Here is a 14,843-nt window from a genome sequence, read left to right as displayed (position 1 = left end):
CCTTACCCCCGCCGCTCGCGCGGCTCCCCGCCCTTGGAGCGGTAGCCGACGGTCGGCGGATCGGCCTGCTTGTTGGCGGCGATTCCGGACATGAGCGCCGTCTCCATCTCCGTATCCAGCTCGCGGGAGCGGGAGACGTAGTCGGGGTTCTTGCCAACAGGGACGCCGGGCTTCCAGAGTTCGGCCAGCTCCTTCAGGTTGGCGCGGTCGTGGTGGTAGAAGGTCATCTCCGCCTCGCTCGCCTCCCAGTCCGACAGGCCCATCTCCTCCAGCACGTAACGGCCGGCGCGCAGCGAGCTGTCGAAGAGCTCGCGGACGATGTCGTTCGCGCCGGCATGGTAGAGCTGATAGGCGTGCACCCGGTCGTAGGCGCGCACGACGATGTGCAGGTCCGGCCGCTGCCGGCGGGCGTGGCGGACGAGGCGCAGCGAGGACGCCCGGTCGTCCAGCGCCACGACCAGCACCCGGGCCTGCATGAGGCCGGCGGCGTTGAGCACCGAGGGCTGCGTCGGGTCGCCGAACCAGGTGCGCATCCCGAAGGTGCGCATCGTTTCGATGGCGGCGAGGTTGTTGTCCAGCACCACCGTCTCGAAGCCGGCCGAGCGCACCAGCCGGTTCACCACCTGCCCGAAGCGGCCGATGCCGGCGATGATCACCGGGCCTTCATCCTCCACCTCGTCGGGCTCGCGCGTCACCTCGCCGCGGATCCCGTCCGCCAGCCGCTCGTAGAGGATGAAGAGCAGCGGCGTCATCAGCATCGACAGGGCGATGACCATCAGGAGCCGCTGCTCGTGAACGGGAGCGATGACGTCTTGCGCGAGGCTGAAGGAGGTGAGGACGAAGCCGAACTCCCCCGCCTGCGCCAGCGACAGGGTGAAGAGCCAGCGGTCGCGGCTCTCCAGCCGGAAGACGAGGGCGAGCACGTAGAGGACGGCGCCCTTGAGGGCGATCAGCCCGAAGGTGAGGCCGAGGAGGAGCAGCGGCTCGGCGAGGAAGGCCTGGAAGGAGATGCCGGCGCCAACGGTGATGAAGAACAGCCCCAGCAGCAGCCCCTTGAATGGCTCGATGTCGCTCTCCAGCTCGTGCCGGAACTCCGAGGAGGCGAGGACGACGCCGGCCATGAAGGTGCCGAGCGCCGGCGAGAGGCCGACCGCCTGGCAGAGGACCGCGGTGCCGACGACGATGAGCAGCGCGAGGGCGGTATACATCTCCGGCAGGCGGGCCTGGTGGATGTAGCGGAAGACGGGGCGCGCCCCGTAGATGCCGGCGAGCAGGATCGCGGCGATGATGCCGATCGTCACCAGCGTCACCCCCCAGCCCGGCATGTTCTCGAGGAAATGGGCGGTGGTGTGCAGCTCCTCGCCGCCCCCATGGCCGATGGAGCCGTCGGGCGAGATCCCGATGGCGCCGCCGCCGCCGAAGGCGAGGAGCGGCAGGAGCGCGAGGAGCGGGATGACGGCAATGTCCTGCGTCAGCAGCACGGAGAAGACGTTGCGGCCGCCCGCCGTCTGCATGAGCTTCTTCTCGTCCAGCGTCTGCAGCACGATGGCGGTGGAGGAGAGCGACAGGATGAAGCCGATGGCCAGCCCCTGCTGCCACGGCAGGCCGGCGCCCCAGATCATCGCCGCGGCGATGGCGGCGGCGGTGAGGCTCACCTGCAGCCCGCCGAGGCCGAGCAGCTTGTGGCGCATGTCCCACAGCGCCTTGGGCTCCAGCTCCAGCCCGATGAGAAAGAGCATCATGACGACGCCGAACTCGGCGATATGCCGCAGCCCCTCGCTCTCCGCCCCGCCGACGAGGCCGAACACGGGGCCGATGAGGATGCCGGCGGCGAGGTAGCCGAGGACGGAGCCGAGGCCGAGCCGCGCCGAGAGCGGCACGGCGATGACGGCGGCGGCGAGGTAGATGACGGCCTGGGCGAGCATGGTTTCCATGCCGGTGATTGTTGCCTGCCGGAGGGATGGCGGCAACAGGGCATGGCGGTGCAGGTGCCCGCTGAGCGTGATCTTCCGGCGGGTTGCCGCCGGGACCGGCGGCGCAGCGGCAGGCCCGCCTCCCGCCCTCCCACCCCGGCGCGCCCGCCGCTGCGGGATGCCGCGGCGCCGGCGGCGCGGGGTGAGGGCGCGGAGGGGGTCCCCGCCGAGGCTGTCTGGAAGAATTGGCGGCGGAGGGCGCTCAGCCCTCGGCGACCTCGAGGGCGTAGGTGCGGCCGCGCTTGACGTAATTGAGGGCGCCGTCGCCGATGGCCGTCACCTGACCGCCATCGAGGCTGTCGCCGACGCCGACCCGCACGTAGCGGCCATTGTCGAGGCGGACGAGGGCGCGCCGGTCGCCCGGGCGGCCATAGACGCCGATCAGGTTGATGTCGCGCAGGTTGATCGCGTCCTCGATCGTGGCGGCCGAGGCGACGGAGCCGGGCACCGGCCCGGTGGGCTGAACCGCCGAGCTGGCGACGACGGCCGGGGCGGCGGGCTCGGCGGCGGCGGGCGCGCTCGGCGCGGGCGCCGTCTGCTGGCGGGACCGCTGCTGGGCGACCACCCGGTCGAAATTGCGCGGCCGGGCATCGGGGCGGCTGGCGGTGGCGACGGCCAGCGGCGTCGCGCCGGCGAGCGGGTCGGAGGAGCCGGAGGTGATCTCGAGGAGCGCCGTGGCGAGGCTGGCGCCCTCGGGCGGGCCGGAGGGATCAGCCTCGTCGCCCGCCTCGTCGTCGTCCTCCTCGGCCAGCTCTTCATCGGTCGCGGGGGCGAGGTCCTCGGGGCGGATGCCGGGCACGGGGCCGTCCCAGGCGGTGAGGATCTCCGCCGGCGGCTCGGGGGCGAGGGCGGCGGGGCGCAGGGCCGGGGTCGGCCCGTCCCAGCTGGCGAGGATTTCCGGCGGCGGCTCATCGCCCTGGGCTGCAGTGTCGGCGGTGGCGGACACGGGCGCGAGGTCCGCCGGGCGGTTCCGGGGAGCGGGGCCGGGGAGGCTGTCGAGGATCTCGGGCGCGGGTTCGTCGCCGGAGAGGGCGACCTCGGTGGGCGTGGTCTCCGCCGTCTCGCCGGCGGTGGTGGCGGGGTCGAGGAGGGCCATGGCCTCGCCCTCCACCAGGTCGGCGGGGCGGTCCTCCGGGGCAGGGCCCGACCAAGGGGCGAGGATCTCGGACGCGCTCTGCCCCGCGTCGTCCGACGTGGCCTCCGGCGCTCCGGGCCCGGCCTCCACGGCGGAGACGGTGCCGAGGGCGCCGATGCCCACCGCGCCGGCGGTGACGGGCGGGTCGGTGGCGGCGGCGTCGATGGCCGCGGCGTCGGTCGCGGAGAGCTCGCTGGCGGCGGCGCCCGACTCGGGGTCGGCGGCTTCAGGGGACGCGAGGGCCGGGGCGTCTGCGGCCGGGTCCTCCGCCCCCTCGGTGTCGCCCGCCTCCTCGGCAGCGGCGTCCGCCTCGGTTTCGGTGGCCTCTGCGGCGGCGGCCTCGATGGCGGCGGGGCGGGCGCGCAGGCGGGTCTCGGGCGGCGAGAGCGGGGCGTAGGTGACCGGGAAGACTGGCTCCTCCGGCGCTACGGTGCCGGGGCGCGTCGGCGGCATGATGTCCGGCCGGCCGGCGTAGATGACGAGGCCCTGCGGCGTGACCGTGCCATCCTCCGTCGCGAGGAAGAAGCCGCGGGCGTCGCGCTCGAAGGTCAGGCCCGGGGGCGGCGGGTCGATCTGCGGGCCGAGGCCGGGATCGGGGCTGGCGCGGACGATCTGCGGCGCGGCGGAGGACTCCGGCGCCGGCTCGACGAGGCCGACCTGCATCGCCTCCAGTGAGGTCGTGCGCGGCGTCAGCGGCAGGCGCGGGGCGCGCAGCCAGACGCCGGTGGCGGCGTAGAAGCGCTCTGCCTCCGCCGGGCTCGGCACCTGCCCGCGCGGCGCCAGGGGGGCGGCGGCGAGGGAGCCCTCCTCGGGCGTTAGCAGGGAGCTGTCATCCTCCGGCAGGGTGATGCTGGCGACGTCGTCCTCCTCCGGCTCCGACTCGGCGCCGGAGATCAGGGCGGAGGTGGCGGCGATGGCGCCGTCGAGGCTGTTGTCGTCCTCCGCCTCGGGGGCGGGGAGGGCGGCAAACTCCGTCTCCGCCTCGGCCCCGTCCTCGGAGGGGGAGAAGAGCGCGGAGATGACGCGCGGCGCGGCGAAGGCGGCGACGGCGAGCATCGCGAGGATGAGCAGGGCCGTCAGGATCAGGCCGAGGTAGCGGGGCGTCGTGCGCGGCGCCGTCTCGCGGGCGCCGAACACGGTCATCCGCGCGCGCTCCTCCGCGTCGGGCTTCGCCTGCGGCTCGGGCGCGGCGCGGCGGGAGCGGAGGGAGGAGAGAACGCCCGCCTTCGCCGGCTCGGCCGTCTCGAAGGGCACGGGGCCGGCAGCGCCGGGCTCGGGTGGGGGAGCGGTGGCGGGACGCGGCTTCGGCGTGGCCTCCTTGCCGGGCGCCGCGGGGGCGGGGGCGGCGGCGGCCGGGGGCGAGAAGGCCGGGGCGCTCCGCGGGGCGGTGACCGTGCGGGCAGTGAAGCGCTCCGGCATCGGCGGTTCGGTCTCGGCGGTCAGCGAATCGGCGATGTCGGGAGCGACGTCTGCCGTCACCTCCTCCGGCGGCTTCGCCTCGGGCGAGAGGCCGGTTATGGCGGGCGCGGCGCCGAGTGCACCCTCGGGGGCCCGGGCGGATGTGGGCGCGGCGACGAGCGGCGGCATGGCGCCCTTGCCCGCCGGCGCGAGGGGGCGGAGCGCGCCGCCGGTGGGCCGCGAGGCGGGCGGCGGCGGCGGGGGCGCGCCGGTGCGGAGGGCGGCGGGGCCACGGGCCGGCTCCGCCGTGAGGGCGGGGCTGGTCGCGGAGGCGCCGTCGGAGGGCTTGGCGGCGAGCGCGGAGCCGGGTCGCGCCTTCGGCTGCGGCATGGGGCGCGGGCCGGCGGAGAGCGTCTCCGGCGGCGTCGGCACGAGGCCGGCGCGGGCGCGCTCGGCCGGCCTGGACGCGGCCGACATGGGCGGCGGCTCCTTCGGCGCGGTGTCGCGGGGGGCCGAGCCCCACTTGCGGGCGCGCGAGGAGAAGAGCGGGGTGTCCGCGGTCGGAGCCGGTGCCGGGGCCTCGGCGAGAGTCGGCTCTGCGGGCGCCGGTTCGGGCGTGGAGGCCGGCGCGGGCTCCGGCTTCCGGCGACGGCTGGCGAAGCCGAGGGCGGCGGCCTCGGGGGCTTTTTCGGCGACCGTCTCGGTGGGGGCTTCGGCCACGGGGTCAGTGGCCGGCGCCTCGGTGGGCTCTGCGGGCGCGGCCGGCTCCGGCTCCTCGGGGGAGGCGTCCGCGGCGGCCGGCGTGCTCACCTCGGGCGCCCGGGGAGCGTCCGCTGCCGGCTCGACCGGGGCGCCCGGCTTGTCGTCGACCGCCACGGCGGCGTCTTCCGACACACCGGCCGGGGCGTCATCCTCGAGCGGCTCTGAGCCCGACTCGGGGGCGTCGTCCTCGATCACGGGCAGCACGGCGGGCCTGGTCGCGGGAGCCTCCTCCTCGGGTGCGTCCTCCAAGACCTCGGTGCCGTCGCCCTCGGTCATCAGCGCCAACGGGGCCTTGCCGGGGCGGCTGCCGGGCTTCTCCCAGGGGAGACGGGCGCGGGGGGTGCGGAGGGCCTTGGGGTCCACCGGGGCCTCGTCGCGCTCCGGCTCCTCTCCCGGGGGCAGCAGCGTGGCCGCCGCCTGCGTCGCCCCGAAGAAGGGCTCGCCCATGAAGGTGAAGGGCTCGGGCGCTGCAGCGAAGCAGACGGGGGCGAAGCGATGCTCCACCGCGAAACCTTCCGCCTCCGCCAGCGTCTCCCGCGCCACGGCGGCGATGTAGGTGCGCCCGCCGCCGCGCGTGTGATCGTAGGAGAGCTCGCTCACCGCGTAGGGCGTCGCCCCCTCCAGCGCCGTCTCGATATCCTCGATGCTGGCGCGGGTGGTGTCGAGCGCGATGTAGCGGATCTGGTCGTTGGGAATCAGCAGCTTGGTGCGCAGGTTCTTCGGCTCCAGCGCCAGCGCCGTCTCGCGCAGCGTCGCGAGGTCCGCCGCGAGGTCGCCCGTCTCCAGCCGCACCTCGCCCACGAGGTGCCAGTCTGCGCCGGAGCGGTGCAGAAGGCGGATTCCCTCCACCGAGAGCGAAAGAGCGAATGCGGGCTTCATCGGTGGGCCATTATCATCCTGTCGCGCCGCGCGAAAAGAGCGGCGGTGGCGCGCGCCGACCATAGAGCAACTTTCCGCCCGCGGCAAAGCGGCAGGCGGCGGCGGAGCGGACACGAATATTTGCGGCCAGCCGCCAAGGCAGGGCTTGCGGGGCGCGTCGAAAGGATCGGACAAGCGCTCAAGTCAGGGAGTTTCCTCATGCGCCTTTCTTCTGTTTGCCTTTCGCTCGGCCTGCTCGCCGGCCTCGTGCCCGGCGCGGCGAGCGCCCAGTCGCTCTTCACGGTAACCGGCACCGGCGAGGCCGCCGCCAAGCCGGACATGGCCATCATCACCGTCGGCGTCGAGCATCGCGCCGAGAGCGCCGAGGCGGCGCTCGATGCCGTCAGCGCCGGGCTGGCGCCGGTGATCGAGCAGCTGCGCGCCGCCGGCATCCCGGCGGCCGACATCCAGACCAGCGGCCTGCGGCTCGATGCGCAGATGAATTACGAGGTCACTCCCCCGGAGCAGACCGGCTTCGTCGCCGGCTCGACGCTGACGGTGCGGATCGAGGGGGTCGAGGGCACCGGTGAGCTGATCGACGAGCTGGTCGGCGAGGGCGCCAACCAGCTCTACGGCATCAGCTTCGGCCTCTCCGATTCCGCCGCCGCGCTGGAGGAGGCGCGCCGCGCCGCTGTCGCCGACGCCCGCGAGCGCGCCGAGCTCTATGCCGAGGCGCTGGGCGTGACGCTGGGGCCGATCGCCGGCTTCAGCGAGGGCGGCGGCATGGGCGGTGGCCCGGTGCCGGTGCCGGAGATGCGCATGATGGATGCCGGCTCGATGCCCGTGGCCGGCGGCGAGCTGAGCGTGAGCGCCAGCGTCACCATCTCCTGGGTGATCGAGGAGTGACGGCGCCGGTGGGCCTTTCGAGGCCCGCCGCCTCCCCGCCGGCCGGATGCATCCAAAGCCGGCGGCGCTGCGTAGATGAGGCATGACACATGCCGCTCTCAACCGCCCGCATCCTTGGGTCAGCCTGGCCCTCTTCCTCCTCCTCGTCGTCGGGGCCGGGACGGCCATCGGCTTTCTCACCGCGCCCGGCGCGTGGTACGCCGAGCTGGACAAGCCCGGCTTCACGCCGCCCAACTGGCTCTTCGGCCCGGTGTGGACGGCGCTCTACATCTGCGTCGCGATTTCCGGCTGGCGCACGTGGCAGCGCGCGCGAAGCAGCCGGCGGATGGCGCTCTGGTGGGGGCAGCTGGGGCTGAACTGGCTCTGGTCGCCCGTCTTCTTCACGCTGCACCTGCTCTGGCCGGGGATGGCGGTGATCGCCGCGCTCTGGGCGGTGATCCTCGCCTATATCATCGTGAGCTGGAGGTCGGACCGCGTGGCAGCGCTGCTCTTCGTGCCCTACCTCGCCTGGGTCTCCTATGCCTCGGCGCTCAACCTCTCCATCGCGGTGCTGAACTGACCGGGCCGGCCCGGGCGGAGTGATCAAATCCGCGCCGTATCGGCGGGGGAGCGCGCCGCCGGTGCCGGGAAATCGGGCGGACGGCCTTTTCGAGCCGCCGGGCGCCGCCTATGCTGAAGGCATTCGAACGAGAGGTCACGCATGACACGGCCGATCATCGGGATCATCGGCAACGCGACGCTGATCAATGACACCTATCAGACGCAGGCCGCCGGCATCATGAACACCGAGGCGGTGGCGCAGGTCTCCGGCGGGCTGCCGCTGATCGTCCCCGCCGACCCCGCCTGCGCCAGCGTGCCGGAGCTGCTGGAGGCCTGCGACGGCTTCCTCTTCACCGGCGGGCGCCCCAACGTCCACCCGGAGGAGTACGGCGAGGCGGAGACGCCCGCCCACGGTGCCTTCGACCGCAATCGTGACGCTGTCACGCTGCCGCTCATCCGCGCGCTGGTGGAACGGGGGCAGCCTTTCTTCGGCATCTGCCGGGGGTTCCAGGAGGTCAACGTGGCCATGGGCGGCTCGCTGCACCCGGAGATCCGCGATCTGCCGGGGCGGGAGAACCACCGCATGCCGCCCGACGGCACGGTCGAGGAGAAGTTCGCACTCCGCCACAAGGTGACGGTGAGCGAGGGCGGCCCCTTCCACCGGCTCTTCGGCGCGACCGAGGTGATGACCAACACGCTGCACGGGCAGGGCATCAACCGCGCCGGCCGCCGGATCGTCATCGACGGCCATGCGCCCGACGGCACGCCCGAGGCGACCTACGTGGAGGGCGCGCTGGGCTTTACCCTCTCCGTCCAGTGGCACCCGGAGTACCGGGCCGCGGAGGACCCCGTCTCCCGCCCGCTCTTCGAGGCCTTCGGCGAGGCCGCCCGGGCCTGGGCCCGCGGGCGCCAGCCGCTGCGGATGAGCGCTTAAGGGGGCGTTTACCTTGGGTAGGTGAGGGCGGGGGCATGGCCGCCCTCGCTCCCGTGACGCCGCAGGTCTTCTTCGACGAGCTGCTCTCCTCCCGCGCGGCTCGGCGGGGGGAAGTGGTGCGCCGCAACGTGCGCGTCGTGGAGCGCTACGTCGGGCGGGAGATCTTCGTGCGCGAGATGCGCCGCCGGGGCTACAGCGTCGTGGAGAACGCGGGGCAGTTCGTCATCTTCTGCAACAGCGCGCCGGTGCGCCGTATCGTGTGACGCCGGCCGCGAGCGGCGATTTCCATATGGAAATCGCGGGCGGAAACCATATGGTTTCCGCTCCCCGGCGGCGCCGTCTCGCGATGCCCGAACCTCTTGCCAGCCGCGGCGAAATCCCGCATCGCTGCGGCACACGGCAGGAGGGGACAGACATGAAACGCTCGCGCATCAACGCCATCATGGCCGAGGCCGCGGAAATGATCCGCGCGCATGGCTTCGTCCTGCCGCCCTTCGCGAACTGGAGCCCCGAGGAGTTCCAGGCCCGCAAGGAGGCCGCCGCCCATGTCATCGACGCGCGCTGCGGCTGGGACATCACCGATTACGGCGCCGGGCGCTACGACGAGATGGGGCTCTTCCTCTTCACGCTCCGCAACGGCCGGCTCGACGACCTGAAGCGCGGCACCGGCATGTGCTACGCCGAGAAGCTCCTGATCTCCAAGCAGGATCAGCTCTCGCCCATGCACACCCACGTGCTGAAGGCCGAGGACATCATCAACCGCGGCGGCGCGACCCTGGTGGTGGAGCTCTACGGCTCCGACGACGCGGGCGCCTTCGCGGAGGACAGGGGCGGGCGCGTCTGGTGCGACGGCATCGCGCGGGACTTCGCGCCCGGCGAAAAGCTGCAGCTGGCGCCGGGAGAGAGCGTCACGCTCATGCCGGGCGATTGGCACGCCTTCTGGGGCGAGGGCGGCGACGTGCTGATCGGCGAGGTCTCCACCGTCAACGACGACGAGACGGACAACATCTTCCGCGAGCCCATCGGCCGCTTCTCGGAGATCGAGGAGGACGAGGCTCCGGTGCACCTGCTGGTGTCGGATTACGCGCGCTGGCTGAGCTGAGCGGCGGGGGCGGCGCTCGCCCCCGCCGCCCGCCCACCAGGGCGTCGCTGGAAGACAGCGGGCCTCAGAGCTTCGCGTAGTACCAGATCGCCGGCAGGTGGGGGCCGAAGCCGGCCTTCTCGTAGGCGCGGCGGGCGGGCGCGTGGCTGGCATCGCCGCCGGTGCCGACGGTGGCCACCGTCATGCCGCGCGCCGCCATCTCCGCGAGGGCCCAGCGATACATCTGCGTCCCAAACCCGCGGCCGGCATAGGCCGGGTCGACGGCGTTGAGGCCGATCTCGCCGATCCGGCTGGTCTCGTTGAGGGCCAGCGTCAGGAAGCCGATGGTCGCCGAGCCGAGGCGCGTGACGATGAGTTCCTCCGGGCTCCCCGCCGAGAAGAGGCGGGCCAGCTCGGCCTTCTGGTCGGCCTCCGCGGTCGCCAGCGCCACCTCGGCGATGGCCGGGCCGGTGAGGGCGCGGAAGCTGGCGAAGATTGGGGCGAAGGCCGCCGCCCGGATGGCCTGCAGGAGCGGCATGTCGCCCGCTCGCGCCGGGCGGAATGTCAGCTGGCCCATCCGGGCGATGGCCAGCGGCGGCCCGCTGCCCTGAGGCCCAGACGCCCCGCCATCCCGCAGAAAATCGTCTTTCATCGTCCCACGCCCCTTTCATCACCCGGGGGTGACTTTGGGGGGGCGCGGGTTAAGACCGGTTCCACATCGCGGATTTGAGCGAAATCAACGGGAGATTCAGGTGACGGCGGCGCGGGTGGCGTAGGCGGAGTCGTCCCAGAGGCGGCCCTGCATCACTTCGGCCAGTGCGGCGATGGCGCGGTCGATCTCTGCCTCATCGATGTAGAGCGGCGTGATGCCGAAGCGGACGAGATCGGGCGCACGGAAGTCTCCGACGACGCCGCGGGCGATGAGCGCCTGGCAGATGGCGTAGCTCTCCGGATGGCGGAAGCTCACCTGGCTGCCGCGCTGCCCCGGATCGCGCGGGGAGGCGAGGGTGAGGTCCGGGCAAGCGGCCTCAACCCCCGCGATGAAGCGCTCGGAGAGGCGGAGGGAGGCGGCGCGGATCTCCGCCATGTCGACACCCTCCCAGGCGTCCATCGCCGCGTCGAGCGCCGCCATGGCGAGGATGGAGGGCGTGCCGACGCGCATGCCGCGGATGCCGGGGGCGGGGCGGTGCTCCAGCTCGAAGTCGAAGGGCGCGGCGTGGCCGAGCCAGCCGGGCAGGGCGTTGTGCAGCGCGCCGTGGTGGCGGGGCGCGGCCCAGAGGAAGGCGGGGGCGCCGGGGCCGCCATTGAGGTACTTGTAGGTGCAGCCGACGGCGAAGTCGGCGCCGCAGCCCCGGAGGTCGACATCCACCGCGCCGGCGGAATGGGCAAGATCCCAGAGCGCCAGCGCGCCGGTGTCGTGGGCGGCGGCGGTGAGGGCGGCCATGTCGTGGCGGCGGCCAATGCGGTAGTCGACCTCGGTCAGCATGAGGACGCCCACCTCTTCGGTGAGGGCGCCCGCCACCTCCTCGGGGGCGACGACGCGCAGCTCATGGCCCTGGCCGAGCTGCTGGAGGAGGCCCTCTGCCATGTAGAGGTCGGAGGGGAAGTTGCCGCTGTCGGTGAGCACCACCTTGCGGTCGGTGAGCTGCAGGGCGGCGGCGAGCGCCTGCCAGAGGCGGATGGAGAGCGTCTCGCCGACGATCACCTCGCCCGGGCCGGCGCCGATCAGGGGAGCGATGCGGTTGCCCAGCGTCTCCGGCAGGGCCATCCAGCCGGCGCGGTTCCACCCGGTGACGGCCATCTCGCCCCATTCGGAGCGCATGACCTCCTCCATCCGCGCCGGGGCGGCGGCGGGCAGGGGGCCGAGGGAGTTGCCGTCGAGATAGGCCTGGCCCTCGGGCAGGAGGAAGGCATCACGCTTGGGGATCATCTTGGGGCTCCTGGGGGCGGCTCCGGTTGGTCGGGGCTTGATGCGCTGGATTGCGGGGCGAGGTCCAGCGGGGATGGGCGCGCCGGGTGCAGGCGGAGGGCGAGCGCCGGCCCGTGGGGTGGCGCTGCGACGTGGCTGCGGGGCGGTTTATGGTGCCGCCACGTACTCGCTCCGAGCGATGCGCTGACGTCGACGGAGCGCCAGCCCGTGGGGACGGGCCGGCGCTCGCCCTGCGCCTTTGGCGCGTACCGGGAGGGGGGATGAGCGGCGAGGTTGGACGGGGCCGGACGGTGGAGTGACCGCCGGCGCTCGCCCGGCTCCCCTCCCGCGAAGGGCTTACCCCTTCAGGTAGGTCCGCCAGATGTCGCCGATGCGGGCGATGTCGTCCTCCGTCAGGATCAGCGGCGGGGACATGGCGCAGCTGTCCCCGATGGGGCGGACGATCAGGCCGGCGTCCCAGAGGGCGGCGTGGGCCGCCTTGCCGGCGGCGCCGACGTCGCCCTGGGTCTCCAGCTCCACCGCGCCGAGGAGGCCGTAGTTGCGGATGTCCTTCACGCCCGGCAGGTCCGCCAAGCCGTGCAGCATGTCCTCCCAGACCGGGGCGACGCGCTTGACGTTCTCGAAGATCTCGTCGTCGCGGTAGGCATCCAGCGTGGCGATGGCGGCGGCGGCGGCGAGGGGGTGGCCGGAGTAGGTGTAGCCATGGAAGAGGTCCGGCATCGCATGCGGGCCCTTGAGGAAAGCCTCGCGCACGCGGGTGGGCACGAGCACGCCGCCCATGGGCACGGTAGCGTTGGTGATGCCCTTGGCGCAGGTGATCAGGTCCGGCGTGACGCCGAAGGCCTGATAGGCGAAGGCCTCGCCGGTGCGGCCGAAGCCGGTGATGACCTCGTCGAAGACCAAGAGGATGCCGTGCGTGTCACAGATCTCGCGCAGGCGCTCGAGGTAGCCCTTCGGCGGCGGGTAGACGCCGCCGGCGCCCACGACCGGCTCGACGAAGACCGCGGCGATGTTGCCGCCGCCATGCAGGTCGACGAGGCGCTGCAGGTCCTCCGCCATCTCGGCCCCGCTCTCCGGCTGGCCGCGGGAGAAGCGGTTGGCCTCGGTGCCGGTGTTCCGCATGTGGTGCACATGCGGGTAGAGCGTGCCGAACTGGGCACGGTTGAGCGGCAGGCCGGCGAGGGACGTGCCGCCGACGTTGATGCCGTGATACGCCTTCTCGCGCGCCACGAGGATGCGCCGCTCCGCCTGGCCCTGCGCCCGGTGGTAGGCGAGGGCGATCTTCATCGCCGTGTCGATGGCCTCGGAGCCGGAGTTGGTGAAGAAGATGTGGTCGAAGCCCGGCGCCAGCGCCACGACGCGGGAGGCCGCCTCGAAGGCGATCGGGTGGCCCTGGTTGAAATTGTGCACGTAGTCGAGCGTCGCCGCCTGATCCTGGATCGCCTTGGTGATCCCCGGATGGCCGTGGCCGGCGTTGCAGCACCACAGGCCGCCGGTGCCGTCGATCAGCTCCTTGCCCGAGACGTCGGTGTAGTGGATGCCCTTGGCGCCGGTGATCATGCGCGGGTTGTCCTTGAACGTCCGGCTGGGCGTGAACGGCATCCAGAAGCTGTCGAGATCGTTCGGGGCGCGGGCTGTATCGGGCATGTCTCACCTCTGGATGTCTGGAGTCGGCAGGAGCGTAGACCTGCCGACAGGCCGGCGAAAGGGGGCGAGCCGCGATGGATCATATGACGAACCGTGATGGGTCTGGCCTGCCGATGGCTCGCGGCTGAACGCTCTCGGGGCGCAAACCCGGGACGGGCGATGTTGGGGGCGGACGGTCTCGGCGGCTCAGCCGAGCGGGCGCGCCTCGATCCAGAGGAAGAGCGGGAACTTCGTCCACCGCTCGCGGCCCCGCCACGGGGAGCGGGGGGAGGGCTGCGGCTCGATCATCCGGGTGATGGCGAAGCCGGCGCGGGCCAGCGCCTCGGTGTAGAGGCTCAGGGGCTGCGTCCAGCCGGCGAAGTCCATCCGCAGCCCGGCGCGCTCCGCCCGCATCGAGTAGCGCTCGCGGCCGAAGTAGCCCTCCTCCAGCCGGAGGATCGTGGCGCCGTCCTCGCCCTCCTTCTCCGCCCGCTCGCTGAAAGGGTGGGTGACGGAGATGACCAGCCGGCCGTCGGGGCGCAGGAGGCGGCGCGTCTCGGCGAGGGCCTTGGGGATATTCTCCAGAACCGTCAGGATGTTGTACATCAGCGCGAGATCGAAGCTCTCGCTCGCGAAGGGGATCTGCGCGGCGGGCGCGATGGCATAGGCATCCGCCGAGCCCTTCTCGCGCGCCGCCGCCACCATCCGCTCCACCGGGTCGATGGCGGTGACATGGTAGCCGAGCGCGACGAGGAGGGCGGAGACGCGCCCCTCGCCGCAGCCGATGTCGATCGCCGCGCCGGCGCCCGCCCCGATGAAGGCGCGCAGCACCGGCTCGTAGGCCCAGTAGGCGTCATGGCCGGGCCGGCGCGCCCAGGCGATCCAGTCCTCCGCCGCCCCCTCCCAATGGGCGATGTCGGCGCCCTTGCGGGAGAAGAGCGGCATGCCTCAGAACTCCACGCCCCGCTGCGCCTTCACGCCGGAGCGGAAGGGGTGCTTGACCAGCTCCATCTCTGTGACGAGATCGGCGGCCTCGATGATCTCTTCCGCCGCATTGCGGCCGGTCAGCACGACATGGGTCATCGGGGGCTTCTCTGCGGCGAGGAAGGCCACCACCTCGGCGGCATCGACGTAGCCGTAGCGGATGGCGATGTTGATTTCGTCAAGAAGCACCATGTGCCGCTCGCCCGAGGCGATGAGCTCCTTCGCCTTGGCCCAGGCGGCCTGCGCCATCTGGGTGTCACGCGCCTTGTCCTGCGTCTCCCAGGTGAAGCCCTCGCCCATGGTGTGGAAGTCGCAGAGATCGGAGAACTGCCCCTCGATCAGCGTGCGCTCGCCCGTCTCCATCCCGCCCTTGATGAACTGGACGACGGCGCAGGGCATGTCGTGGGCGATGCAGCGGAAGATCATGCCGAAGGCGGCGGTGCTCTTGCCCTTGCCCTTGCCGGTATGGACGACGATCAGCCCCTTCTCGCCGGTCTTGGTGGCCATGATCTTGTCGCGCGCGGCCTTCTTCTTCGCCATCTTCGCGGCGTGGCGGGCGTTGTCATCGTCGGTCATCGGGGCTCTCCTTTTGGCCGGGAGTCTGGGCGACGGGGCGGGCGGCGGCAAGGGAGGAGAGGGCAGGACCCGGGGGTTTTCCACCCCGGACCCCCGGAGGATTTTGGGGACCAAAGACAGGCGGGGCGGGGCGGCGATGC

Annotated in this window: 12 protein-coding genes; 5 read left to right on the top strand and 7 right to left on the bottom strand. The window is 72.8% G+C overall.

The features are described 5' to 3' along the window. Window positions 1–2: 2 nt before the first annotated feature. Window positions 3–1,934, bottom strand: a complete 1,932-nt coding sequence (locus GY170_RS13475; RefSeq protein ID WP_163894496.1) for a monovalent cation:proton antiporter-2 (CPA2) family protein — start codon at window positions 1,932–1,934, stop codon at window positions 3–5. A 241-nt stretch (window positions 1,935–2,175) separates the two neighbouring features. After that, window positions 2,176–6,147 carry a hypothetical protein gene (locus GY170_RS13470; RefSeq protein ID WP_163894494.1) on the bottom strand — a complete coding sequence of 1,324 codons (3,972 nt, stop codon included), beginning with the start codon at window positions 6,145–6,147 and terminating at the stop codon, window positions 2,176–2,178. Between the two features lie 198 nt (window positions 6,148–6,345). Here GY170_RS13470 and GY170_RS13465 point away from each other — a divergent pair, with 198 nt between their 5' ends. The 5 genes from GY170_RS13465 (at window position 6,346) to GY170_RS13445 (ending at window position 9,608) form a co-directional block, all read left to right on the top strand. Next, a complete protein-coding gene (locus GY170_RS13465; RefSeq protein WP_163894492.1) occupies window positions 6,346–7,032 on the top strand; it encodes an SIMPL domain-containing protein in 687 nt (228 codons plus the stop codon). A gap of 82 nt (window positions 7,033–7,114) precedes the next feature. Beyond that, a complete protein-coding gene (locus GY170_RS13460; protein ID WP_163894490.1) occupies window positions 7,115–7,591 on the top strand; it encodes a TspO/MBR family protein in 477 nt (158 codons plus the stop codon). Between the two features lie 141 nt (window positions 7,592–7,732). Beyond that, on the top strand, window positions 7,733–8,506 hold the full coding sequence (locus GY170_RS13455) for a gamma-glutamyl-gamma-aminobutyrate hydrolase family protein (RefSeq protein ID WP_163894488.1): 774 nt from the start codon (window positions 7,733–7,735) through the stop codon (window positions 8,504–8,506). A gap of 35 nt (window positions 8,507–8,541) precedes the next feature. Beyond that, window positions 8,542–8,769: an N-(5'-phosphoribosyl)anthranilate isomerase gene (locus tag GY170_RS13450; protein ID WP_163894486.1), complete on the top strand. Its 228-nt coding sequence runs from the start codon at window positions 8,542–8,544 to the stop codon at window positions 8,767–8,769. Window positions 8,770–8,921: 152 nt separating this feature from the next. After that, window positions 8,922–9,608: a D-lyxose/D-mannose family sugar isomerase gene (locus GY170_RS13445; protein WP_163894485.1), complete on the top strand. Its 687-nt coding sequence runs from the start codon at window positions 8,922–8,924 to the stop codon at window positions 9,606–9,608. A gap of 64 nt (window positions 9,609–9,672) precedes the next feature. Here GY170_RS13445 and GY170_RS13440 read toward each other — a convergent pair whose 3' ends face one another. From GY170_RS13440 to cobO, 5 genes are all read right to left on the bottom strand, one after another. Then, window positions 9,673–10,239, bottom strand: a complete 567-nt coding sequence (locus GY170_RS13440) for a GNAT family N-acetyltransferase (protein WP_203531322.1) — start codon at window positions 10,237–10,239, stop codon at window positions 9,673–9,675. Between the two features lie 96 nt (window positions 10,240–10,335). After that, the gene (kynU, locus tag GY170_RS13435) at window positions 10,336–11,517 is read right to left on the bottom strand and encodes a kynureninase (protein WP_163894483.1); all 1,182 of its coding nucleotides are present in this window, start codon (window positions 11,515–11,517) and stop codon (window positions 10,336–10,338) included. 336 nt (window positions 11,518–11,853) lie between these two features. Then, a complete protein-coding gene (gene aptA, locus GY170_RS13430; RefSeq protein ID WP_163894481.1) occupies window positions 11,854–13,164 on the bottom strand; it encodes an omega-aminotransferase AptA in 1,311 nt (436 codons plus the stop codon). A gap of 186 nt (window positions 13,165–13,350) precedes the next feature. Then, window positions 13,351–14,088 (bottom strand): class I SAM-dependent methyltransferase, encoded by a 738-nt coding sequence (locus GY170_RS13425; protein ID WP_163894479.1) that lies wholly within the window; start codon window positions 14,086–14,088, stop codon window positions 13,351–13,353. A gap of 3 nt (window positions 14,089–14,091) precedes the next feature. Next, entirely contained in the window at window positions 14,092–14,703 is a 612-nt protein-coding gene (cobO, locus tag GY170_RS13420; protein ID WP_163894477.1) for a cob(I)yrinic acid a,c-diamide adenosyltransferase, read from the bottom strand. Window positions 14,704–14,843 lie beyond the last annotated feature (140 nt).

It is taken from the genome of Pseudoroseicyclus tamaricis, from assembly GCF_012070395.1.
Lineage (GTDB): Bacteria > Pseudomonadota > Alphaproteobacteria > Rhodobacterales > Rhodobacteraceae > Pseudoroseicyclus_A > Pseudoroseicyclus_A tamaricis.
Note: the sequence above shows the minus strand (reverse complement) of the source record. Positions and strands in the feature narration are given on the sequence as shown.

Coding starts and splice junctions, on each gene's coding strand:
- GY170_RS13475 (WP_163894496.1), bottom strand. CDS start 1,934: ATGGAAACCATGCTCGCCCAGGCCGTCATCTACCTCGCCGCCGCCGTC.
- GY170_RS13470 (WP_163894494.1), bottom strand. CDS start 6,147: ATGAAGCCCGCATTCGCTCTTTCGCTCTCGGTGGAGGGAATCCGCCTT.
- GY170_RS13465 (WP_163894492.1), top strand. CDS start 6,346: ATGCGCCTTTCTTCTGTTTGCCTTTCGCTCGGCCTGCTCGCCGGCCTC.
- GY170_RS13460 (WP_163894490.1), top strand. CDS start 7,115: ATGACACATGCCGCTCTCAACCGCCCGCATCCTTGGGTCAGCCTGGCC.
- GY170_RS13455 (WP_163894488.1), top strand. CDS start 7,733: ATGACACGGCCGATCATCGGGATCATCGGCAACGCGACGCTGATCAAT.
- GY170_RS13450 (WP_163894486.1), top strand. CDS start 8,542: ATGGCCGCCCTCGCTCCCGTGACGCCGCAGGTCTTCTTCGACGAGCTG.
- GY170_RS13445 (WP_163894485.1), top strand. CDS start 8,922: ATGAAACGCTCGCGCATCAACGCCATCATGGCCGAGGCCGCGGAAATG.
- GY170_RS13440 (WP_203531322.1), bottom strand. CDS start 10,239: ATGAAAGACGATTTTCTGCGGGATGGCGGGGCGTCTGGGCCTCAGGGC.
- kynU (WP_163894483.1), bottom strand. CDS start 11,517: ATGATCCCCAAGCGTGATGCCTTCCTCCTGCCCGAGGGCCAGGCCTAT.
- aptA (WP_163894481.1), bottom strand. CDS start 13,164: ATGCCCGATACAGCCCGCGCCCCGAACGATCTCGACAGCTTCTGGATG.
- GY170_RS13425 (WP_163894479.1), bottom strand. CDS start 14,088: ATGCCGCTCTTCTCCCGCAAGGGCGCCGACATCGCCCATTGGGAGGGG.
- cobO (WP_163894477.1), bottom strand. CDS start 14,703: ATGACCGACGATGACAACGCCCGCCACGCCGCGAAGATGGCGAAGAAG.